Origin of the sequence: Protofrankia sp. Cas3 (genome assembly GCF_963555955.1) — a bacterium.
GTDB lineage: Bacteria > Actinomycetota > Actinomycetes > Frankiales > Frankiaceae > Protofrankia.
On sequence record NZ_CAUVXP010000058.1, the window covers coordinates 1 to 23013 of the forward strand.

Sequence of the window (23013 nt, forward strand, 5' to 3'; positions counted from 1 at the left end):
GGGAAGTGCCCAGGAAGGATGGACAAGCCCGGCGCTCCCGACCGACAGGCGGGTGGCCGCATCCTGGATCGCATCATCCACCGCCGGTACGCAATCGAGTACCCCATCCGTGATGGTTCTGGTGCAAAGGGTGATGGTACGGTGCCGAATCAGGTTGCAGAGACGGAACCTCCGGGCCGATCACGACCCATGCGAGCACGGGTTGGCGCGAGCGAGGAGCAGAGCGACGTCGTCGTCGAACCCGTTGCCTCGGTCGATGAGACACAGCAAGCGGTTGGCGGTAGTCGGCAGGTCGGCGATGGTGGGCAGGAGGGAAAAGGAAGGCTGCCCGCCGCGCCCGGCCACTGGGGTGGCGGCGTTGGATTCATGGTGGGACCAGTCCTGCCGTGGCCGTGAGCGATGCCGATCGTCGCCGGAGGCTCGGACGAATAGGGACGGGTACAAGTCTGGGGCCGGACTACCAGATCCGCGAGCCGGAACCCGCCAGGCAGCTCGCGTCGGGCTCCGTCAGCCGGTGCACGATCCGTGCAGGATAGATCGTGGAGAGATCCAGTATCAGATGATCTCCTAATTCGCGGACGGTTCCCGGGCGTGTCGTCCGGCGCGTTCCTATCGTCGGGCTCTGTTTCGCCGGAACTGGCCGGGCGGGGTGGGCGGGTCCTGGTTGTGGCGGTACGGTATGGAACGACAGCAGACATTACGCATACCAGGAGACCGCCCCCATGGCAGGCGATGAGTCGTCCGAGCAAGACCTGTGGTCGAGGATCGACACCTCCGTTCCGCATTCCGCCCGGATCTGGAATTATTGGCTGGGCGGCAAGGACTGTTATCCGGTGGACCGGGCCGCCGGCGATGAATACGTCAAGGTCTTCCCGGGTATCGGCGAACTGGCCCGTGCGTCCCGGGGTTTTCTTTCCCGTGCGGTCGCCTACCTGGCCGGTGAGGCGGGTATCCGGCAGTTCCTCGACATCGGCACGGGTCTACCCACGGCCGACAACACCCATGAGGTCGCCCAGCGGGTCGCTCCGGACTCCCGGATCGTCTATGTTGACAACGACCCCCTGGTACTGGTCCACGCCCGCGCGCTGCTGGTCAGCACTCCTGACGGAGTCACGGACTACCTCGACGCCGACCTGCGGGATCCGGACACCATCCTGGCCGGTGCGGCGCGTACGCTGAACTTCGACCAGCCGGTTGCGCTGATGTTGATGGGGATCCTCGGCCACATCGTCGACGACGACGAGGTGCTGTCCATCGTGAAGCGACTGCTGGACGCCCTGCCATCAGGCAGCTATCTGGCGACCTACGACGGCACCCGCCCGGCCGGCGACACCGGGTTCGACGAGGCCCAGGACGACTACAACGAGACCGGCGCCGTCCCGTACATCCTGCGCACCCCCGAGCAGATCGCCCGCCGTTTCGACGGGCTTGAACTGATCGAACCCGGAGTCGTGTCGCACACCCACTGGCGGCCCGAACCCACTCCGGACGGTAGCCTGCCGGCCCCGGTCGACGGATACTGCGGCGTCGGTCGGAAGGCCTAGCCCCCACCGACTGGCCCCGCCAGCGGCATTGGTCCTGGACCAGTGCATGCCCGTGCATTGGTCCAGGCTGGTCGTCATGAGTGCGGAATAGTTATTGGCCGCTGGTCTATGGGCATTTTACCCACTGTCTGCCCATCAATCCGGATCATCCGTTTCCGGCACGGCCGTAATGATTCTTTGCCGCGACAGGAATGAGAGGCCCGAACATGGGCATCACGGCGTTTGGACCGTGAGGAAGCCAAGATCCCAAACAGGCTCTGAAAACGGTTTTCGGTCAGGCCTCGAGATGGGAGAGCAGCCGTGAGTGCCGCAACAGCACCGGCGCACCGGGACGGCGAACGCGCTGGAGGCGTTCCGTGGTGGCTCGTCCTCGCTGTGGGGATCGCCTGGGCCTTGTTCGCCCTGGCGATGATCCAGTTCGATCTGACGACCGAACGGTCCATCGCGGTACTACTGGGTGTCGTCCTGCTTGTCAGTGCAGTGAGTGAGTTGCTCGCCACGACTGCGACAACACGGGACTGGCGCTGGTCACACGCCCTGCTCGCGGTGCTCTTTGTCGCCGGTGGCGTGGTCGCGTTGGCCTGGCCGGATCCGACCTTCACGGTGGTGGCCCGGATCGTAGCCTGGTACCTGTTGGGCAAGGGTATTTATGATGTTGTGAACGCCTTCGTCGCGCGCCGCGCCGAGCTTCGCACGACAGAACTTCGCGGAACCGCACAGTGGTGGATGCCGCTGATCGTCGGCGCGTTCGAGATCGGGGTTGCCTTCTGGGCCGCCGCCTATCCGAACCGCTCCCTCACCCTGCTGGTTCTCTGGGTGAGTCTTGCGGCACTGGCCACCGGGCTGACGAAGATTGCAATGGCTACCCGGATGCGGGGTGTCCGGCGCGAACTTGCGGCGCTGGACATGTTCCCGTCCACCGGATTCGGCGCCCCCGCAGTTAGCGAAGCCACCCGTACACATGCGCGTACCGAGGCACATGCGCGTACCGAGGCACAAACGCGTACCGAAGCGACCGCGGGAGAAGCCCGCGGCCAGGGGCGCTTCGCCTGAGAGCCGGTGTGCCATCCACTTCCGTGACTGACGTGTGCGCACGGTCAGTTTTCGATGGCGGCGACGGGCGGGTGAGTTCTGCTCTCCGGGGTAACCGGTATCGCCGCGTACCCGCGTAGGACCCGGGTCTGCCGTCGGCGGGGCTCGTCGGCGAACGCCAGCTCCGGATAGCGCTCGAACAGCTTACGAAGGCCGATCTCACCTTCGAGGCGGGCGAGCGCGGCACCGAGGCAGTAGTGGATGCCGTTGGAGAAGGCCAGATGTTCTCGGGCGTTGGCTCGCCGGATGTCGAAAGAGTGGGGATCGGTGAAAATGGCCGGGTCCCGGTTGACGCCGCCGAGAAAGACGGCGACCAGTTGGTTGGCCTGTATCGGAACACCGCAGATCTCGGTGTCCTCGTGCGCGAATCGGGCGGCGATTTGTACTGGTGATTCGTACCGCAGGATCTCCTCGACGGCGTTGGGCCACAGGCCCGGGTCATCGCGCAGGAGCGTCTGTTGCTCGGGGTGACTCAGCAACAGGACGGCGCCGTTTCCGAGAAGGTTGGCGGTTGTCTCGAAGCCTGCTGCGAGCAGTAGTTGTGCGGTCGAGGTCAATTCCGTCTCGTTCAGTCGCTGGCCTTCGTCGACGGCGAGGACCAGCTTGCTGAGCAGATTGTCGCCCGGGTTGCGGCGCAGGCGTTCGAAATGTCCGTGCAGCCAGGTGTTGATATCCCGGAGCGCATTCTCCGCATGCCGGTACTCCGGGTAGGACAGGCCGATGTCGAGACTCGGTGCCGCCGCGGTGCCCCAGGCCAGCAACTGTGCGCGCATATCGGCCGGAATGCCGAGGATTTCGGCTATCACCGTGACCGGCAACAGGCTGGCGTAGCGGCCGACGAGGTCGACGCCGGCCGCGCCCGCCATGTCGTCGAGGAGTTCGTCGGCGGTCTCCTCGATACGTCCACGCAGGTTCTCGATCGCTCGGGGCGTGAACACCTTCGACACGAGCTTGCGATAGCGAGTGTGGTCGGGCGGGTCGACTGCGAGCAACGACGGCGGGTTGAGCGGGCCGTTGACCCTTTCATCGCGGGATGCGGCCCACACCATGCGCAGGAGCCGAGGAAGCGCCGAGCCGTCGAACCCGACCCGGAACTGCTCACCGCGCAGGACGGCAGCCGCGGCCTGGTGGCTGACAGTCATCATTGCCAACCGTCCGGATGTGAAAGCGCCCTGCGAGCGCATCTCGTCGTACAGCGGGAACGGGTCGGCACGAAGCGTCGGATCGGTGAGCAGGAGCGTGTGCTGATCACCCCGACGCTGGGCCGTGCGTATCACGGCTCGCGCCGCGCCGTGCCGGACCGCCCAGCGCATTCTGGTCCCCATTGGTGTACCGCGCATCATCGGCACCGTCCTTTCACCGAAATCGTCCCTCCATCGGACCGTACGGTCGTGCGAATTGAACGATTGAGCTGTGTGAGCGGCGTGCGAAAGCGCGGCGACGTGATCGACGCCGGGTCGCGCGGGCGCTAAAAGGCGCCCGCCAGCAGGACGAGGAGCCCGCCGACGGCGACCAGGCTCGCGGCGGCCGCGACTGCGCCGACCGCGGTCGGCGCCGATACGCCGGGCCCACCCGTACCTGCACCGGCGACGGCCTGCCGGTAGCGGAGGAGTCCACGTAACATGATCACTGCACCGGTGGCCAGCCCGAGGATCCCGGGAAGCCCGGCGCCCAGGCGGCCCAACGGGCCCAGGTGACCCAGGTGGCGTGTTGCGTGCACGAGAAACACGCCGACGGCGGCGAAGGACAGGCCGGTGCGCTGCCAGGCGAGGTAGGTGCGTTCGCTCTGCAGCCCCGGGTCGGGTATCTCCTCGGGGTGCCCGACGGCGGGCCGGGTCATCGACCTGCACCTCCGGAGCTGTACAGGATGGATGCCAGGGCGATCAGGCTCACCAATGTGATCACGACACCCAGCAGGCGGGGTACGTGCGACGGGGGCAGCGGCCGCCCGAGCCGCAGGGCGCGTTCCACGTCCGCCCAGCGCCGGTAGCTGGTCGTGGAGATGACGATGCTCATGATGACGAACGTGACGCCGAGGACGTGACGGCTGCCTGGGAAACCGAAGTCCGGCACGACCTGCACGACCGCGACACCGCCTGCCAACAGCGCCAGCGCGGTTCGGATCCAGGCGAGAAATGTCCGTTCGTTGGCCAGTGTGAAACGGTAGTCCGGCTCCGACCCGACCTGGCGGACGTCGGTGGCGCTCGGCCACTGCCGGCGCAGGCCCAACCGCCACGGCTGGCGTCCTGGCGGGCGCACATCCGCGGACGAACGTCCGGTCTCGCACGTCGGTGCCTGCGCGCCAGGCCCGCCGGAGACCGGTGGGCCGCCACCGCGACGATCGTTCACCATGGCTGTCATCCCCGTCCCGCTGCCGTCGGAGAGATCGTCGATGCCGCCTGCCAATGCCCGTCCATCCCAAGCGTCCGTGGCCGGCGCCACCCGGTTGACGCCGGTATCAGCGGATTCGGCGCCGCTGTTCGTTTATGGAAGTCTGCTGTTTCCCGAGGTCGTCCGCATCCTTATCGGCCGTGGCCCCGGCCCGACAGCAGGAGGTCGCCATGGACCATGATCGAACGGATCCGCAGGCTGGAGCGGCCTCGGCCGGACCGACAGCCGGTGGGTACGGCCCCCGCGCGTTCGTCACCGTGAGCCGTGGCGGCACCGCAAGTTGTAGCGGCACCGCGAGCCGTAGCTGCTTCACCGTCGACGGCCGCCGGTTCCGCTTCGGTGGCACGAACAACTACTACCTCCACTACAAGGGTCGCCACATGACCGACCGCGTGCTCACGGACGCCCGGTCGATGGGGTTGCGGGTGGTGCGCTGCTGGGGTTTCCTCGACGGTTCCGCGGCCGACGGGGTCGTGCTCCAGCCGGCGCCCTTCACCTATGACGAGGACGGTTTCGCGCACCTGGACCACGCCGTGTTCAGGGCCGGCCAGCTCGGGCTCCGCCTCGTGATCGTGCTGACGAACAACTGGAGTGATTTCGGCGGGATACCGCAGTACGCCACCTGGTTCTCGGCCGAGCACGACGACTTCTTCCGGCACCGTGACATCAGGAACTGCTATCAGGCCTGGGTGGGGCATGTGATCGGCCGGCGGAACCGGTACACCGGGCTGCGGTACGACGCCGACCCGACAATCATGGCGTGGGAGCTGGCGAACGAGCCTCGCTGCCCGTCCGACGCATCTGGTGACACGCTGGTCGCCTGGGTCGAGGAGATGAGCCGCTATGTGAAGGGACTGGCGCCACGCCAGCTGGTCGCCGTGGGCGATGAGGGCTTCTACGGTCGGGCCGACGAGCCGTCCCATCCATATTCCGATCATGAAGGGGTGGCCTGGCGTCGGCTCATCGCATTGCCCGCCGTGGACTACGGTACGTTTCACCTGCATCCGCAACGCTGGGGTGATATGACCCCGGACTGGGGCATTCAGTGGATCCGTGACCATATCCGCGACGCCCGCAGGGCCAAGAAGCCGGCGGTGCTTGAGGAGTTCGGCTGGCGAGCCGACGAAGCGACCCGTAATACGATCTACCGGGCGTGGACGGACGCGGTCGAGCGGTTCGACGGCGACGGGGACAACTTCTGGATCCTTACCGGTCGCAATGACGATGGATCCCAATATGCCGACTATGACGGTCTTCGTGTGGTCTACCCGTCGACTACGGCAGCCCTTCTCGCGGACCATGCCGGGCGGATGTGTCCGCTGGCCATCAGTGGTCATGAGCTGTTGTGAGAGCCGCCCGTGGCAACAGGATGTGACGGCGGCCGGTGGGGGAGCCGCCCATGGCTGGTGGGACGGCCAATGCGACGTGTCCGGTCTTAGGGGCGTATTCTCCGAAGGCCGTGATTGGTCTCACGTTCGGGGGAGTCGGGTGACAACGTCACATCAGTTGGTCATGTACCGGGTATCCCCGCTATTGACCTATCCCGACGAGCCGGGGACGACTCCGCTTCCATCCGAGCCGAGCTGGTCTGAACCCGAGCCGAGCTGGTCTGAACCCGAAACGACTCCGCTTACGTTGCCTCGGGAGCGGCAAGAGGGGGCATGGCGGCCTGGCTACGCCGTGTTCCTGATCGTCTTTTTGATCTTTTCTGCCTTCGGATGGTGGGCCTGGGCCCGCGACTCCGGTTTCGGTTTCCTCGGTTGGATTGCCACCGTGGTCTGGACTGTGCCCATCAGCGGTACGCTCCTGGGCCTGTCCGGCGGTCTGCTCACGACAGCCCGTCTCCGTCGGGACCGAAGGCTGCCGCCTACCGCGGCTATGGTTTACGACCTGCTGGTGGTGGTCGTCCCCACCATCGGGCGGCACGACACCTATCCCGCCCTGGAACGGGCGGTCGCCTCGTTCTGTCGCTATCTACCCGCATACTTCCCGAACCTGCGGGTGGACGTGGTGATCGAGGAGGGGTGCGAGGCCCGCGAACAGATCGCCAGACTAGCTGCGGTGACTGCACGAATCCGGATCATCACGGTACCGCGCGGTTACCGCACGCCCAACGGCACCCGATTCAAAGCCCGCGCGAACCACTACGTCAACGAGGTCCGCTGCGCTGAGGGCGAGGCCCGTGATGACGTGTGGGTGCTACACATGGACGACGACACCGGTGTCGGTCCCGACACCACCGAGGCCGTGGCCCGGTTCATCAACGCGCAGTGGCTGGCTGGCGAGAATGCCCGGCATCTCGCCCAGGGCGTGCTCAGCTATCCCCGGGAACATGCGGTGAACCCGTTGCTCTGGTTGGCCGACGCCGTCCGCCCCGGTTGTGACATCAGCATGTTCGCGGCCACCACCGGTCGTGGCATGCCGCGCGCCGGGCTCCACGGGGAACTCCTGCTGGTGCGAGCCTCCATCGAGGCCGAGATCGGCTGGGACTTCGGCTCCCAGTCCATCGTCGAGGACGCCGAATTCGCGCTGCGTTTCTGTGACCGCTACCCGCGGCGCAGTGACTGGTTCCCGGGCCGCTCCTACGGTGCGTCACCGGCAAGCGTGGCCGACTTCGTTCGCCAACGGGAACGGTGGGCGTGGGGCCTGTTCATGCTTTCGGCCAAACGCTCCATCCCGTTGCGCCGCCGGTTACTCCTCCTACACAATGTCATCATATGGGCGTCCGGGCCGATGCAGCATCTCGGTTTGATCATATTGATCGGCACCCTTCTGGGTGATACCGACACCTCGCCGGCCAGTGCCGTGGTTCTGCCGATATGGGCGCTCAACATGGCTTACAGCGTCTGGTTGTACTGGGAGGGAATGAAGATTAACGCGCTGGCCTCGGCGCAGATCCGACGGCGGCTGTGGTGGGAGCCTGTCTGCCTAGTGCTTCTCATGCCGGTTTTCTCTCTGCTGGAGGCGGTGGCCGTGCTCCGGGGGCTGGTGCGTTTTCTGCGTAATGGCGAATCGACCTTCACCGTGATCGCGAAGCCGATGTGATTGTCGCGAGCAGGGTGCGCGCTGTGGCGGCGCTGCTTGTCGTACTGGTCGGGCTCACCGTGGCGACCGCTTGTGCGTCCGCGTCCGCCGACCGCACTCCCTCGTTCCGGCCGGCCACACTGGCTGCCGCGGCCGGGAATGCGGACGGCCCAGCCGTCGTCCCGGGCCCTCGGATTGCCTTTCCCTGGCGGCCGGGCCGGCCCGAACTCGGCGTACAGGTCTACTGGGATGACAACCCCGACGAGTCCGCTCAGGCAGTGGCTCTCAAGGCAGCGCGGATCGTCGACTACATCGTGGACCTGGATGCCAACGCGATAAGTATTTCCTTTCCGTTCTTCACCGACGCTGTCAGGTCCAGTACGGTTCACGCTGCCCGGGGTACGCCCGCACCGGAACGGCTCGGTATTCTCCTGGACGAGGCGGCGCGGGAGGGACTGCGGATCACCCTGCGCCCGACCCTCGACGAGAAGTCCCTGGTCGCGGCCAACCCACGGGATTGGCGCGGTACCGTCAACCCGACCAGCAGGGATGCCTGGTTCGCCTCGTACCGTGGCTTCCTCGCTCCCTATCTGGCGTTGGCTGAACAACACCACGTCAATACGGTCGTCCTCGGTACCGAACTCAATTCGCTGGAGGGCGACCCACGCTGGGGGAACCTGGCCGCGTATACCCGGACGGTGTTCACCGGTGAGATCGCGTACGCGTTCAACTGGGACGTGTTCGTTCGCACCCGGGTTCGGATGCCGGTGGATCGCGTCGGCGTGGACGCCTATCCGGAGCTTCCGCTGGGTGACGACGCCTCGGTGGCGGAGTTGGCCACCGCCTGGAACAGGTGGTTGAACCAGAAGGCGCCTGGCGTCATGCCACAGGTGATGCTGTACGAGGTGGGGGCAGCCGCACAGCCCGGCATCTACCGGCACCCGGCTACTCCGCAGACCGACGGTATGCCCGTGATTCCCGAGCTCCAGAAACGCTGGTTTGTCGCCGCCTGCCAGCTGGCCCGCGAACGTGCCCTGGCCGGTCTCTACTGGTGGCGGGTGGATTTTCACGTCAACCCGGCCACTGCGGACCCGCTGCGGGACCGGCACGAGTCATTTGTCGGCCGCCCGGCCGAACAGGCGATCCGGGACTGCTTCTCGGCCTGGGGGGAGGGGAGCTGAGTCCGTCCCCGTCCCCGTCCCCGTCCCCGTCCCCGTCCCGGGCCGTGACCGGCGTGTCCGGCCTGGCGGTGCTCGCCGTGATGCTGGCGAGCACCGGCGGATTCCGGGTAGAGCTGCTGGGCGCGGACCTGCTGCTGGCAGTCGGCGGTTACCTGACGACCCGGGCGCTGCTGGACGCCGCGTCGTCCCGGCCGGACGGCCGGATGCAGCTGGGTGTCTGGTACCGCGACCACTTCAAGCATCGGGTTCCGCTCGCGCTGTTCACCCTGGCCGTCACGCTGGGCCTGGCCGCGCTGTTCAGCCCGCCGCAGGAGGCCCGACGGCTCGCGATGGCGGCTGTCGCCGGCCTTGCGCAGCTCGGGAACTGGTTTGACCTCTTCGTGTTGCGGGATCGAATCATCGCCGCGAACGGTGACTGGTACGCGGACCGCCCCGGCCAGATTGACCCGTTGGGGATCCTATGGCTACTGGGTCTTATCGAGCAGTTTGTTCTACTATGGCCTATATTTCTGGGCTGTATATGGTGGTTTGCTCGGTGGGCCGGTGGGCGCTTCACCCGAAGCGACGGTGCGAGGCGCACGGCGTGGCTGACCGCGTTGCCGTGCCTGCTGCTTGCCGGGGTGGCCTGTCTGGTCGGTCCGCTGCGGGCGGCGGCGGGTGCCGACCTCGCCGAGCTGGCACTGGGCAGCCATGTCCGGGCAGCTGAATGGTTGCTGGGCGCCGCCGCGGCCGGGTTGGTCGTGGCGGCGCGGGCCAGGGCAGTGGCGGACGCCCCGCTGTCGGACGCCCCGCTGTCGGACGCCCCGCTGTCGGACGCCCCGCTGTCGGACGGCCCGGCTACGCTGCAGCGGGTTCGACCGGCCCGCGGAGTCTGGTGGGCCACGGCCGGCGGGATGATCGGAATAGCCGTTCTGGTTGCCAGTGCGCTGATCGCCACAGCGCATCCTGCCGACTGGCTACGCGGTGCCGGGCCGAGCGCCGCCGCCGGCAGCGGCGCGCTCCTGGTGGCGACCGTCGATCGTCAGGTCGTGTCGTTTCGCCACGGCCCGATCGAGTGGCTGCTCGCCCGCGGCGGACCGGTGGAGCTGGGCCGGATGGCCTATCCACTCCTGCTGCTGCATCTTCCGGTGTTCTGGCTGCTGCGGCAGGCCTTCGCGACGGCGCGCCCGGATGCACTGCTCCTCGTCGGCGGTGGTTTCGCCTGGTTTGTCGGACTTCTTCTGCAGGATGGGCTGGTCGGGCGGTTACGGGTGCGCCGCTGGCGGGTGCGATGGGCGCTCCCGGTGCTGCTGCTGGCCTATGCGACGGTTTCGACCAGCAGTACCTGGCTGCCCGCCGCGGCTGAGGGACGGCTGCGCAACGGGAGGGCGCCGGTGCTGCTGGCGCTCGGGGGGTCGTTTGCCGGCGATCTCGCCGTGACGCTCGGCCGCCACGGCGCCGGCCGGTATTCGGTGGTGGACGGGACGCTGCCGGGCTGCGGGCTGTATTCGGTGGCGCCGCCCGCGGTACCGCCGGCCCGTGTTACCGCCGACGCGCAGCTGCCGCCGTCGGCGCCTACCCGTTCGGCGGCATGCACGAACTGGGCCGAGCAGTGGCGCACGCGTATCACCCAAAGTCGCCCGCAGGCCCTGGTGGTGGATCTCAGCGCGGACGCGGCCGCGCGTCTGTACCACGGCTCGGTGATTTCGCCGTGCGACGCGGACTATCGCCAGCTCTACCGTAAGGAGCTCGACCGTGCTGCCCAGCTGTGGACGGCGCTGGCACCCGGGCGGCCGGTGCTGCTGGCCGATGCCCGTAGCGTCACGGGCGAGGCCGATCCAGCGTCGAGCCGCTGTTTCAATGCGTTGATCATCGAAGCGGTCGCCCGGTATCCCCAGGTGTTGTTGTTGGATGTCGACGCGGCGCTGTGCCAGGCCGGACAGTGCTGGACGCGTACGTCCGCCGGCAGGCCGTTGTATTTCGACGCCGTCCACCTCACCCCCGCGGGGATGGACAGCCTCGCCCCGTGGCTGGTCGCGGCGGTCGACAGGGCACTGGCGCCGGGACCGCCAACCGCGGACAACGGGGCCGGTGCCAGTCCGGCGGCTGGCAGCTCGGCTGGTGGAACCGCCACGGTCGACACTCGTCCGGTTGGGAGACGATGACGGCTGTCGCGGTGGTTGTTGTGGTTGGAGACGAATGGATGCCGGCGTGAGTGGACCGAACAATTCTTCCGGGAGCCGGCAGGAGTCCTCCGGGAACCCGTATGAGCCGCTGCTGCCCGAGGACCCGCGGATGATCGGCCCATACCGGATCATGGGTCGGCTGGGCTCCGGCGGGATGGGTCGGGTGTACCTGGGCCAGTCCCGATCGGGCCTGCTCGTCGCCGTCAAGACGGTACGGACCGACATGGTGGGTGCGCCGGGTTTCCGGGCGCGGTTCGCACGGGAGGCGGCGGCGGCCCGGCAGGTCAGCGGCGTGTTCACGGCCGCCGTGGTGGATGCCGACGCGGCTGCGGCGATGCCGTGGTTGGCCACCGCCTACGTGGCCGCGCCATCCCTGCATCTGCTGGTGCGCCGGGTCGGTCCGCTGCCGGTCCGTGCGGTGTTCTGGCTCGCGGCCGGGATCGCCGAGGCGCTGGAATCCATCCACCGGGTGGGGCTGATCCACCGTGACCTGAAACCGTCGAACGTGCTGGTGACCAAGGACAATCCCAAGGTCATCGACTTCGGTCTGGTCAGGACGGTGGACACCAGCACGCAGCTCACCCAGGCCGTGATCGGAACGCCCCAGTACATGTCCCCGGAACAGGCGCTGGACACCTCGTCGGTGACCCCGGCCACCGACGTGTACTCCCTTGGCGCCACCTTGCTGTACGCGGCGACGGGCCGCCTGCCCTACCTGGGCGACACGCCGGTGAACGTGCTGGCCCAGCTGCTCACCGACCCGCCGGATCTCAGCGGGGTGCCCGCGGCGCTCACCGAGCTGATTCGCCGGTGCACGCAACGGGATCCGGCGGCGCGGCCCACTACGAATCAGCTACTGGAGGAGATCGCTGGAACCTGGCTGCGGGCACCGGGCGGTGTCGGCGCCGAGCAGTGGTTGCCGCGGGTCGGGTACGAGTTGGTGGAGGCCTATGAGCGGCGGCACAGCCCCCGCCCATCTGATGCGCCGTCCGGACCGGCGGAGGTCCGGTCCCGGTCAGCCCGCGAGTCGCAGGCGGTGACCTCCACCCCGTCTCCGCAGCTGGCTCCCCTGATCGCGGCGACCCCGCCGCTCCCAGCGGCGGAGATCCTGCCCCCGGCCCGCGACGGCGACAGCGGGGGCGGTGCGGCCGATCGACGCGAATCCGCGCGGGTGTCCCGGCGAACCATGCTGCGGGCGACCGGGGCCGCGGCGGCGGCGGTGGGTGCGGTGGGTGTGGTCGGCGCGGGGGTCTGGGGGGCGGTGCGTCTGGTCGGCGGGAGCACGGACAGCGCTGGCCCCCGGCCGTGGGCATTCGCCTGCCGGGATCAGGTGTTCTCCTCCCCGGCGGTCGTCGACGGAGCCGTCTACATCGGCAGCAACGACGCCCACCTGTACGCCATCGATGCCGTGACCGGGCAGCCGCGCTGGCGCTATCAGACCGGTGGTTCGGTGACGTCATCCCCGGCGGTCGCCGACGGCTTGGTGTACGTCGGGTGCAACGACTCCCAGCTGTATGCGGTGAACGCCGCGACCGGTCAGCCCGTCTGGACGTTCCGCACCGGTGGCGTGATGCACTCGTCCCCGGCCGTGGCCGACGGTGTGGTCTACATCGGCTGCCGGGACCACAACCTCTATGCGGTGGACGCGACAACCGGCAGAGAACGCTGGCGTTTCACCGGTGGCGACTGGTTCAACTCCTCCCCGACCGTGTATGGCGGCGGGGTTTACATCGGGTGCCGGGACACGAACATCTACGCGCTGGACATCGCCACCGGACACCCACGCTGGCACTTCACCACGGCCAGCACCGTGGACTCCTCGCCCGCGGTGTCGGGCGAAACACTGTGGATCGGCGGGGACGACCACAACGTCTACGCCCTGAACACCGTGACCGGAACACTGAACTGGCAGTTCACGGCTGACAACGGGGTGGTCTCCACGCCGTTGCTGGTCGAGCGGGTGGTCTACGTGGGAAGCGATGACGGCAACCTCTACGCGCTGGACGCCAGCACCGGTCGGTCCCGCTGGCGGTTCTCCACCGACAACGGCATCCGCTCCTCACCGGCCGTGGCGAACGACCTGGTCTACGTGGGTAGTCGCGACCGCTATGTCTATGCCGTGGAAGCTGTCACCGGGAAACTCCGGTGGCGGTACGCCACCGGAGCGCCGGTGGACGACTCGTCGCCGGCCGTCGTGAACGGCCTGGTCTACATCGGTAGCCTGGACTCCCGGGTCTACGCCTTGAACGCGGCGACCGGCGCCGGGCCCTGAGAGTGGCCGGGAGCCCGGACAGCACCGGGACGGCGCGCGCCGCGGATCAGTCCCGATTTCCGGTCAGTTCGACTTCCGGCCGGTCCGGCGCAGGTTGCGGATCAGGCTGGTGATCAGGACGCCAACCGGCGATGATGGCGCGGTTGTAGAAGTTCCGGTACTCGCGGACGGACGAACCGTCGGGCTTCACCCACAGCGTCTTGGCCGGCCGTCTCATCCATTTCAGGACTTCCAGGTCGACATGCACGTTCCAGGCTATGACACGCCAGATCGCCCGGGTGAGCAGCCAGTTCAACGGGCTGTGGAACGGCGTCGTGCCGACCTTGCGGACGGCGATCCGCCAGGAGAGGATGGAGACGTTCTCCCGGACCGGAGTGGCACCGAGCAGAACTGTCAGCAGCGGCGAGTCACGATTGATGGTGGCGTTTTTCTGCGCTCGGTAGACGGCGATGCAGGGCCCCGCCATCTCGATGAAGGCATGGGGCTTGAAGAACCGTTGGACGTTGACCCCGTCCGTACCCGGCGCCGGTCGCAGCTGGAACTCGAAACGGTCCCCTTCGTTAGCGGTGACGATGTATTCGAGCTGCCCGGCCGCCTTGTGGTTGTGTGGAAAATGATACGAGTCTGCGACGTGCTCGAACATCGGCAACGGATCGCTCCGCCCGATGTGGATCTCCCCTTTGACATTCGTGTACCGGGATGAGTCGAATGACGCGACGTCGAGGAACTCCCGGGCCGGCTCCGGGCCGTACCAGAACCAGATGTTCCCCACCCGCTCCAGGACCGGGATCGTGGGCTGACGCGCTCGCGGCGGATCCCGGTCCGCCGCGGAGTACTGGCCATCGATCATCACCACCGCGCCGTCCTGGTCGCGGAAAAGCGCGTACCGGCGGGACATGAACTCAACGGGTACCACCTGCCCCGGGGCGAGATCCTCACTGAAACGCGCGAAGTACCAGCCGATCGGGTAGTCGGTCCGCTGTTCACCGGACACGGGTCGGGATTGGATGAGCTGTCGATCATGGTCTTTGAGTCGTTGCCACCGCAACGCTGTCACGGGTCCTCCTGAACCTATTGGGCCGCCGGCGACGCGGAGGAGCAATGATCGCGTCGTCTTTGGCCGGCTGGACGCTGGGATGCCGCCGGCCGAGTTCGAGTGACGGCCGACCGGGAGAATTCTATTGCGAGCCGACGGGGGCCGGGCGGAATCTCCGGTGCACGATCTTCGGATCCATCCGCCGGAGCAACAGCGCCGTAATGATCACCGCGAGGATGCCGAGAGTCAGGCACGCGAGGACGTCGGTGAGGTAGACGGCCGCCGTATGTGCCCACTGCGGGTCGGCAATGCTGTCCGGATTCAACTGCGGGTCTCCTCGTTTCTGCACATTGTTGAGATCGGCGGCCGAGGCGACCGCCGCGAAACCCCACCGGGCGGGCGCGAGGGCACTGATCTCCTCCAGCCCTCGTTTGCCGTGCACCGCGACGAGCCCGCCGCTGAACATGACCTGTGACATGGTGATGAGCACAAGCAGTGGCATGGCCTTGTCCGAGTTGTCCACCAGCGCCGAGATCACCAGGCCGATCATTGCGGACGACAGTGAGATCACGGTGACCGCGACGATGAGTTCCAGCAGCGGGGAGCCGAGGACCACCGCGTGGCGTGGTTCATGACCGAGGATACCGATCGTCGTGAACACGACACTCTGCACCGCGGTGACCATCGTGAGAACGGCGACCTTCGCCGCGAGATAGGCGGTTCTGGATAATCCGATGGCCCGCTCCCGCCGGTAGATCGCCCGTTCCTTGACGATCTCCCGGACCGAATTGGCCATCCCCATGAAACAGGCGCACAGCACCATCACCAGAAGTATCAGCGGCGCGTCCTGATTCGGCCGGTTGGGAAGCACGTCCAGGTTGCGTCCCACCACCCGGGGCATGATGCCCAGCAGGAACGGAAAAGCGATGACGAGCCCGAGATACGAGCGGTCGGAGGCGATGACACTCAGCATGCGGCGGCTGAGAGTTATTGTCTGGAACAGAACCGACTGCTGGCGGACGCTTGGCAGCTCCGCCGGCACAGGTCGGGCGGGCGGCGCGGTGACCGATGCCGGTACGTAGAAGCGCGAATCCCGGAAACGGTCTGCCAGGACCTCTCCGGGCGTTTCCTCCAGCATTTCGAAGACGTCGGCCCAGACGCTCTCCCCGAGAAACGACAGAGCATACCGGGGTGGGCCGAAATAGGCGATATACCCGCCCTTCGCGAGTACCAGAATATAATCGCAGACATCAAGCTGCGCGACGCTGTGGGTTACGACGACGACCGTTCGCCCGTCATCGGCCAGCCCCCGCAGAGAGCCCATCACGTTCTTGTCCAGACCTGGATCAAGACCGGACGTCGGTTCGTCCAGGAACAGCAGCGTGGGCCGGGTCAGGAGTTCAAGCGCCACGCTGGTGCGCTTTCGTTGGCCGCCGGAGAGCTTCTGGACCGGTAGGCCCGCCCGATGCGTCAGACCCAGTTCGGCCAGGACCTCGTCCGCCCGCGCCCGCCGCTCCGCCCTCGTGGTATCCGGCGGGAAGCGCAGTTCCGCCCCGTAATCAAGCGCTTTGCGCACGGTCAGTGTCGTGTGCAGCAGGTCGTCCTGCGGGACATGACCGATCCGGCGACGCAGTTCATCGTACTCGTTGTACATGTCCCGGCCGGCATAGCGGACCGTTCCCTGATCCGCCGGTCGGAATCCGGTCAGTGCGTTCAACAACGTCGACTTACCGGCTCCGCTCGGACCGATGACGGCCAACAGCGCCTGACCCGGCAGCCGGAAACTCACCGAATGCAGGATCTGCGTATCACCGACGAACACGCTCAGCCCGTCGGCCTCGAAGGTGACATCACCGGAGTCCAGGTACTCGACCAGCTGGTCACCCTCGACCTGGAAGAGATGATGCCCCACGGCAATCACGTCACGTTGGGCGAGAACTGCCCTGGTGACGCGGGAACCGTTGACGAATGTCCCGTTCGCCGACCCCAGGTCGACGATCTCAACCCCGCTGTCGCCGATCAGGAGCTCGGCGTGCCACCGGGATGCGAGCAGGTCACCCACCGTGATGTCGTTACCCCCGGACCGCCCGATCGACAACGTTCCACGAAACAGTCGATGGACGTTGCGGCGTTCGTGCGCACCCTCCAGGCTGTCCACCTGAAGAAAATCGTCGGGGTGGCCGAGGTGGTCAGAGCGCGGAAGTTTCGGACCGGGCTCATAACCCGCGGCGTCCGGCCGCAGGGTCAGCAGCTGCGAGTGCGGATCCCGATCCGCACCGCCGACCTCGGGGGAGTCCGCGGGAACGGGTAGGACGGGAACGGGAACGGGAACGGGCAGAACAGTGAGCTCGGGGCCGGTCGGCGTGCCCAGGCGCAGCCGAATCTCACGTTCCACAGCTACCCGCCGCACCCGCTGACCGCCCAGCCAGGTGCCGTTGGAGCTCACGTCACGAACCGTCCAACCCTGAGCGTCCGGTTCGATCACCAGATGCTCACGCGAAACCCGGGCATCCGCCAAGACAAGATCGGCGTCCCGGCCGCGTCCGACGACAAAGGGTCGACCGGTCGGCACGGTCGCCTCATGACTTCCGCTGACGAGTCTCAGCGTCACAGGCACGTCCTACCCCTTCGGAACCATGCGTTGAAAACGTGTCGGGAATCCGCCGAAGGAGCACCGCCCGTGCTCGCCGGGGGGCATGGGCCGGCCGCGGTGTCAGCCATCGGCCGGTGGCGGGCTGTGTATCGCGATCACCTCCTCCAGGACGCGGATCAGATCCATCCAGCCGTGGAACTCCGCGATGCGCTCGTCGTCGAAACGGATGCGCCCGTCGATACGGTCGGTGGTGACCGGGGCCAGTTCCATGACGAGCCGCACGGTTACCGCGGCAGTCTCGCCACCTTCGGTGTCGTCCATCACGGAATGCCATCACCCTCCGCCTTGCACCCGGAGCCGACATGGTTGACGGTAGCCGTATTACGCAATGGTGTCCCCGGGGATTTCCCCAGGTTTTCGTCATCCGGCGCGCAGATACGCGGCCAGCTGGGTGCGGGACCGGACGCCGAGCTTCGCGTACACGTTTCCAAGGTGGTATTCGATGGTCTTGACGCTGCGCACCAGCTCGGCGGCGATCTCGCGGTTGGACAGGCCTGTACAGACCAGCTGGGTCACCGTCCGCTCCTGCGGGGTGAGCGAACCGACCGGATCGGTGCCCCGGGGCTGTGCCGGCGCCTGCCCGCAGGCGGCGAGTTCGCGGTCGCAACGGAGCAGGTAGGGCCGCGCGCCCAGTGCCTCGAACCGTGCCTGAGCCGCGCTGAGGGCGGCCATGGCCTCGTCTGACCGACCGGACCGGCGCAGGAAGACGCCGTGCCCCAGCTCGAGGAGCGCCCGTTCGAACGGGATCGGCTGGTCCACCGCCAGTGCCAGACCGTCGCGGTAGGCATCCTCGGCGGCTGCCGGCCGCCGTCGTGCGATCTCGATGGCCGCCCGTGCCCGGGCGCAGGACACCAGCGCCGAACGGTGCTTCTCCGCGGCGGCCGCCTCCTCGAGCGGGTGCAGACTCCTGTCGGCATCGTCGGGGCGGCCCAGGCCGGCCAGCGCCTCGGCGTGCATCGGTCGCCACGCCATCCAGGCCGGCTCGGGCGCGGCCATCTCCGTGATGGTGGTGAAGAAACTCAGTGCGGCCAGAACGCCTTCGGCGTCCCCTGCGGCATGCGCGAGTTTGGCGCGCGTGGCGGCGGCGAGCCCCTGCGTGGCGTCGTCCGGCGGCCATCCCGGGTTGTCCAGAATCTTCAGGTGTTCGCCGGCCGCCGCAAGGCCCCGGCCCGCCAGCGGCGCCGCGGCGACCGCATGGCACAGCGGCAGCATCCAGTGCTGTTCGGCGTCGCCGGCGATCGATGCGGCGAGCTCGGCGTGCAGGACCGCGTCGTCCCATGCTCCGAGTCGGTACTCGGTATCGGAGAGGAAGGCGAGCGCCCCGAGTGCGTAACCCACCGATCCGTGCTGGCGGTAGGCGGTGGCGGTGACGGTGAACGCCTCCCGCGCCGCTTCCAGTCGGTCGGACGCCAGCAGGACATACCCCCGCCCGAACAACCCGTCTCGTTGCCTGGCGTAGGGCTCCGGCACGGATGCCGCGAGTTCCCGGGCCGTGTCGAACTGGCCGGATCCGATCAGCGCGCTGATCTGTATGTCGATCAGCTGCCACGGCCGGACCGCCGGTGTCCCCGCCATGCCCATGGCGCGGGACCCCCAGATCGCGGCCTCGCGGTTGAGGCCCTGGAACGACAGCGTCAGCGCCGTCTGCTCGGCTATCGTGCGCGCGAAGGCAGGGTCCGCCGCGGGGTCGACCGCGGTCCATGCGGCGCGTAGGTAGGCGGTGGACTCCTTGTAGGCGCCCTGTACGAGCGCGAGGCGTCCCGCCAGGTAGTTGCGCCGCGCCGGATCCTCGATGACTCCGGCGTGGTCGGTCTGGCGACCCGCGCGGGCCAGTTCGCCCGCGTAGAGCAGGAAGTCGACGGCATCGACGAACAACCGTTCCCGGGTGGGCCGATCCGGGGTCAGCCGTGCCGCGTCCAGCATCAGGTCGCCGGCGGCGGCCCACCGGGCCTCGACGGCCAGGCGCTCCGCCGCGACGGTGATCTCGGCTGCGAGTTCCGGATTGGGAACGATCGTCGCCGTTATCCGGTGGCGCAGCCGGGCCCTGTCGTCATGGGCCAGCTGCGCGGCTCGCAGGTGCAGGGCCGACCGGTGCACCGGTCCAAGATCATGGTAGATTGCCGACCGCACGAGCGGATGGGCGAAGGCGATCCGGTGTTCCAGCCTGGTGGTCTCCTCGATCAGCAGCGACGAGGCGACCGCCTGCTCCAGCGCGGGCAGCGGCGCCCTGATCTCCGCGAGCCTGGCCGCGTCCACCAACTGGCAGGACTGACCGAGTACCGCCGCCGCCATGGTGAGCGAGCGACCTTCGGGCGCGCACTGCGCCAGCCGGCCGAGCACGACCAGTGTGAACGAGCGTGGCGCCGGTAATGGTTCGGCGTCGTTGTCCAGCGCGTCCGAGGAAAGCTCTTCCAGCAACGCGCGGGCGTGCAGCGGATTGCCGTCGGTCAACTGGAAGATACGTTCGGCCGCGTGGGTCGACATCGGGCTGCCGGACACCAGCCGAGACAGTTCGCGCAGGTCAGACGGGTCCAGCCCGCGCACGCGCAGTGGCGTTCCCCGTTCGGCGAGAAAACGCAGCAGCCCGTCGGTGAGCGGCACCGCGGGTGTGGTCGGCATGACCAGCAGACATAGGATGGAGTCCGAGCGCAGCCGGCGTAAAGCGAACGCCAGAGCCCGCTGGGAAGCGGTGTCGGCCCATTGAATGTCGTCGATGACGATGACCAGGGTCGCGCACTCGGTGAGCATCTGGCCGGCCAGCGCCACCAGGGCGGCTCCCACCCGCAGCGGGTCCTGCGCGCTGCCGTCCGACGCGGTGAGATTCGGCGCTACGAGCGGTTCGTCGACACCGCTGAGGAGCTGGGCGATGGTTGCGAAGGCCAGCGTCGACTCGGCCTCGTCGCCGCTGGCGACCAGCGTTCGCGTGTCGTCGGCGAGCCCCTCGAGGAACCGGCGTACGAGCGTGGTCTTGCCGACACCCTGCTCGCCGGTTACCGCGACAACCGTGAGCGCACCGTTCCGCGCGTCCGCCAACCTGGCACCGAGGAAGCTCAGCTCCGATTGTCGCGCGACAAATCCGTCGGGATGGCCGAGATTGTCATTGACAGCGCTACCGGGCCCGCCCCCACTCATGTTTCACGCCCATCCGCCGGGTGACATTGGCAGTCCACTCCAGGGGATGATATTCACCGCCGCCACGCCGCCACCCTGGGAGTCATCTATCCGACGCGGTGCAGGTCCGACGCGGTGCAGGTCCGGCGGGGCTGGCGGGGCTGGCGGGCGGGTCGCCCACCGGCCGCTTGTCATCATATATACCGTGTTCCCGGCTGGCGGGTGATTCCGGCGCAATTCGACGAACGCGCCCGGTGGACCCCGGGTGAATCGAAAGAATCGGCTGGGGAAACTCGGCTTGGAAAACGTCGTGCGATCGGGGTGGGGAGCGGTGCTCGCGCCCCACCCCGATCCCGGCCTGAGGGCCAAAGGGTGTGCGATCATGGTTTTTCTCGCACACCCGGAGGCCGATGTCCCCGGGCGCTCTAACTGACGATCAGCGGCTGGAGGTACAGCGGTTGACCAGCGCTTCGGTCGTTGTCGTCACCTCGGTCAGTAATTTCGGCTCGTAGGTACTGGTGTCGACCCGCAGCCGGAGGAAGCCGATCGCGGTTGTGATCTTTTCGATGTCCGGGGCGAACTCGCCCGCGGTCGGGATCTGGTCGTAGAGCTTCTCCTGCGGGTCGACCAGGTCGGTCGCGACGAGTTTGATGCCGTCGGGTTTGTCATTGCCCCGACGCGCGATGCGCAGGGTGTCGACCAGCCCGGACGCCGCATCCCGGCAGGCGCCGGCCTGGAACGTCTCGACTGCCGGGAGCGGCTTGGTGGCGGTGGTCCCGCCGCCGCCCCCGCCGCCGCCCCCGCAGCCGGCCGCGAGCCCGGCCACGGCCAACACTGCGGCGGCTGCCGCGGCCATCCTGATCGACGGTGGTGTGCGCAGCATCATTGCGGTCCTCCTCCCCGTGGGTCATTTCCGAGCGTCGGCCGTAGCTCGAGCGTCGGCCGTAGCTGTAGCTACGGCCGCAGCGTCAGGCGTGGCTTCAGCGTCAGCGTGAGTTCGGCAGGGCGAGGTACGGGAACGTGCCCAGGAAGGGGATGTTGTTGGCGTTCACGGCGTCCCCCAGCCCCTTGACGGCGTCCGGTGTGCCCGGCAGCAGGACACCTTCGACGGCCTGGAGCTCGACGTCGACGACGTCGTCGGTCAGGCGCCGCCCGTTCGGGAAGCCGGCGGCGTCACCGCCGACCACGCCCAGGCGGTTCGGGCTTGCCGTGGGTGGAACGGACATGTTGAGCCGGAGCTCCTCGGACGGGGCGATGTCCTTGGGGTCGGCATCCTTGTTCAGGGTCGGTGAGGTGAGGTCGACGCCGAGGTTCCCCTTGCTGATACCGGTGAGGAACACCGCGACGAGGTCGTTACGCGGCGTCTTCGGTGCCGGGATCTTGTAGAAGGTCTGGAAGAGACGGGCCAGCTCGGGGTCGGTGACGTAGTTGAGGAACTGGGCGTCCCGTGACGGTGTCGAGGCGTTGAACCGGTCCTTCTTGCCGACCGGGATGATGACCTCGTTCACCAGCGGTGAGCCCAGGCGCGAGACCTGCGACCACTGCCCGAAGCCCATCGCCCGGCCGGAGCCGTTGGTCGGGGACACCATGGTGGTGCTGCGCCGCTGGGTGGTGCTCCACACCCCGACCACCGGGTTGCGGCCGGCGTCGCCCTTGAGGGCCAGCAACGAGGCCGGTACCTTCAGCGCGATCGAGTTGACGTTGTACCCGGCGAGGGTGTCCTTGCCGATCTCGGACAGGTTGCCGCCGTAGAGCAGGTCGAACACGTGCAGGTCCAGGAAGAACGGGTCGTCGGCCTGGCCGGCGAACGTCGTGAGCCCGCCGGACAGGGGCTTGACCGCCTGGTTGCGCAGGGCGGCGTAGTTCGGCATGGACGTCTTACCGACGTTGGACGGTGCCACCGGCACCTTGTCGGCCAGCACCGTGGACGTGCCCTTGCTGACCACCTCCAGCCGGTAGGTCTGGGTGAAGTTCAGATCAGGGTCGTCCAGTGACGTGACGACACCGGTGTTGTACAGGAAGGTGTTCGGGTTCTTGTAGGCGCTGGAGAACGTCCACCGGTAGGTGATGTCCGGCTTGGCGTCCCCGTCGTTGTCGATGTTGATGTCGTACTGGGCGTCATTGGCGAACGGGTAGAAGTTCGGTCCGCCGTTGGGGTCCTCGAACGGGATCCAGTTGGCGACCAACGTCACCGAGTTCTTGTCGTCCGGGCTGACGAACGCGTAGGTGTCGGTGTTGTCGATGGCCGGGTCGGCGGCGACCAGCGGCGCCTCGCGGTGGCTGGAGGCCATCGACGCCGCCGGGCTCAGCGCCACGAGCGCGCTACCGACGCCGAGTGTCACCGCGGCGATGCCGGCGATGCCGGCGATCCCGCGCCGTGCCGGCCGGGTCCGTGATCCGGCCCGGGGGCGACGTGCCTCCCCGGTGGAATCCGGTTCAATCATGATTTTCCCCTCGGGATGATGAAGGGACCGGCCCAACTGCCGGTCGCGACATCCCTTGTTCGTGCGCCGCGGCCGTTCGGATGGGTATCAATGACCGGCC

The 23013-nt window shown here is 67.7% G+C and carries 16 protein-coding genes; 7 read left to right on the plus strand and 9 right to left on the minus strand.

Annotated elements, in window-relative coordinates:
- The first annotated feature begins 722 nt into the window (after nt 1-722).
- Both U9983_RS12970 and U9983_RS12975 read left to right on the plus strand, forming a co-directional pair.
- Nucleotides 723-1544 (plus strand): SAM-dependent methyltransferase, encoded by an 822-nt coding sequence (locus U9983_RS12970; RefSeq protein WP_322754263.1) that lies wholly within the window; start codon nt 723-725, stop codon nt 1542-1544.
- Nucleotides 1545-1844: 300 nt separating this feature from the next.
- Nucleotides 1845-2597 (plus strand): HdeD family acid-resistance protein, encoded by a 753-nt coding sequence (locus tag U9983_RS12975; RefSeq protein WP_322754264.1) that lies wholly within the window; start codon nt 1845-1847, stop codon nt 2595-2597.
- A gap of 44 nt (nt 2598-2641) precedes the next feature.
- On the opposite strand, the gene U9983_RS12980 is transcribed toward U9983_RS12975, so the two are convergent.
- The 3 genes from U9983_RS12980 to U9983_RS12990 all read right to left on the minus strand — a co-directional run bounded on the left by U9983_RS12980 (nt 2642) and on the right by U9983_RS12990 (nt 5042).
- Entirely contained in the window at nt 2642-3949 is a 1308-nt protein-coding gene (locus tag U9983_RS12980; protein WP_322754265.1) for a cytochrome P450, read from the minus strand.
- A gap of 155 nt (nt 3950-4104) precedes the next feature.
- Nucleotides 4105-4476: a DUF202 domain-containing protein gene (locus U9983_RS12985; protein ID WP_322754266.1), complete on the minus strand. Its 372-nt coding sequence runs from the start codon at nt 4474-4476 to the stop codon at nt 4105-4107.
- The gene (locus U9983_RS12990; RefSeq protein ID WP_322754267.1) at nt 4473-5042 is read right to left on the minus strand and encodes a YidH family protein; all 570 of its coding nucleotides are present in this window, start codon (nt 5040-5042) and stop codon (nt 4473-4475) included. The genes U9983_RS12985 and U9983_RS12990 overlap by 4 nt, the downstream gene beginning before the upstream one ends.
- A 155-nt stretch (nt 5043-5197) precedes the next feature.
- Here U9983_RS12990 and U9983_RS12995 point away from each other — a divergent pair, with 155 nt between their 5' ends.
- From U9983_RS12995 to U9983_RS13015, 5 genes are all read left to right on the plus strand, one after another.
- Entirely contained in the window at nt 5198-6376 is a 1179-nt protein-coding gene (locus U9983_RS12995) for a glycoside hydrolase 5 family protein (RefSeq protein ID WP_322754268.1), read from the plus strand.
- 436 nt (nt 6377-6812) lie between these two features.
- Nucleotides 6813-8072, plus strand: a complete 1260-nt coding sequence (locus U9983_RS13000) for a glycosyltransferase family 2 protein (RefSeq protein ID WP_322754269.1) — start codon at nt 6813-6815, stop codon at nt 8070-8072.
- Between the two features lie 23 nt (nt 8073-8095).
- Nucleotides 8096-9232, plus strand: a complete 1137-nt coding sequence (locus U9983_RS13005) for a glycoside hydrolase family 113 (protein WP_322754270.1) — start codon at nt 8096-8098, stop codon at nt 9230-9232.
- A 44-nt stretch (nt 9233-9276) separates the two neighbouring features.
- Nucleotides 9277-11376 (plus strand): SGNH hydrolase domain-containing protein, encoded by a 2100-nt coding sequence (locus tag U9983_RS13010; protein ID WP_322754271.1) that lies wholly within the window; start codon nt 9277-9279, stop codon nt 11374-11376.
- Nucleotides 11377-11422: 46 nt separating this feature from the next.
- A complete protein-coding gene (locus U9983_RS13015; protein ID WP_322754272.1) occupies nt 11423-13669 on the plus strand; it encodes a serine/threonine-protein kinase in 2247 nt (748 codons plus the stop codon).
- Nucleotides 13670-13715: 46 nt separating this feature from the next.
- Here U9983_RS13015 and U9983_RS13020 read toward each other — a convergent pair whose 3' ends face one another.
- The 6 genes from U9983_RS13020 to U9983_RS13045 form a co-directional block, all read right to left on the minus strand.
- Nucleotides 13716-14726: a Rieske (2Fe-2S) protein gene (locus U9983_RS13020; protein ID WP_322754273.1), complete on the minus strand. Its 1011-nt coding sequence runs from the start codon at nt 14724-14726 to the stop codon at nt 13716-13718.
- Between the two features lie 121 nt (nt 14727-14847).
- Nucleotides 14848-17322 carry an ATP-binding cassette domain-containing protein gene (locus U9983_RS13025; protein WP_322754274.1) on the minus strand — a complete coding sequence of 825 codons (2475 nt, stop codon included), beginning with the start codon at nt 17320-17322 and terminating at the stop codon, nt 14848-14850.
- A 96-nt stretch (nt 17323-17418) separates the two neighbouring features.
- Complete coding sequence (locus U9983_RS13030) at nt 17419-17619, minus strand: hypothetical protein (protein WP_322754275.1); 201 nt, start codon at nt 17617-17619, stop codon at nt 17419-17421.
- A gap of 99 nt (nt 17620-17718) precedes the next feature.
- Nucleotides 17719-20490 carry an AAA family ATPase gene (locus U9983_RS13035; RefSeq protein WP_322754276.1) on the minus strand — a complete coding sequence of 924 codons (2772 nt, stop codon included), beginning with the start codon at nt 20488-20490 and terminating at the stop codon, nt 17719-17721.
- Nucleotides 20491-20905: 415 nt separating this feature from the next.
- The gene (locus U9983_RS13040) at nt 20906-21355 is read right to left on the minus strand and encodes a hypothetical protein (RefSeq protein WP_322754277.1); all 450 of its coding nucleotides are present in this window, start codon (nt 21353-21355) and stop codon (nt 20906-20908) included.
- Between the two features lie 100 nt (nt 21356-21455).
- Complete coding sequence (locus U9983_RS13045) at nt 21456-22913, minus strand: DUF4331 domain-containing protein (protein ID WP_322754278.1); 1458 nt, start codon at nt 22911-22913, stop codon at nt 21456-21458.
- Nucleotides 22914-23013 lie beyond the last annotated feature (100 nt).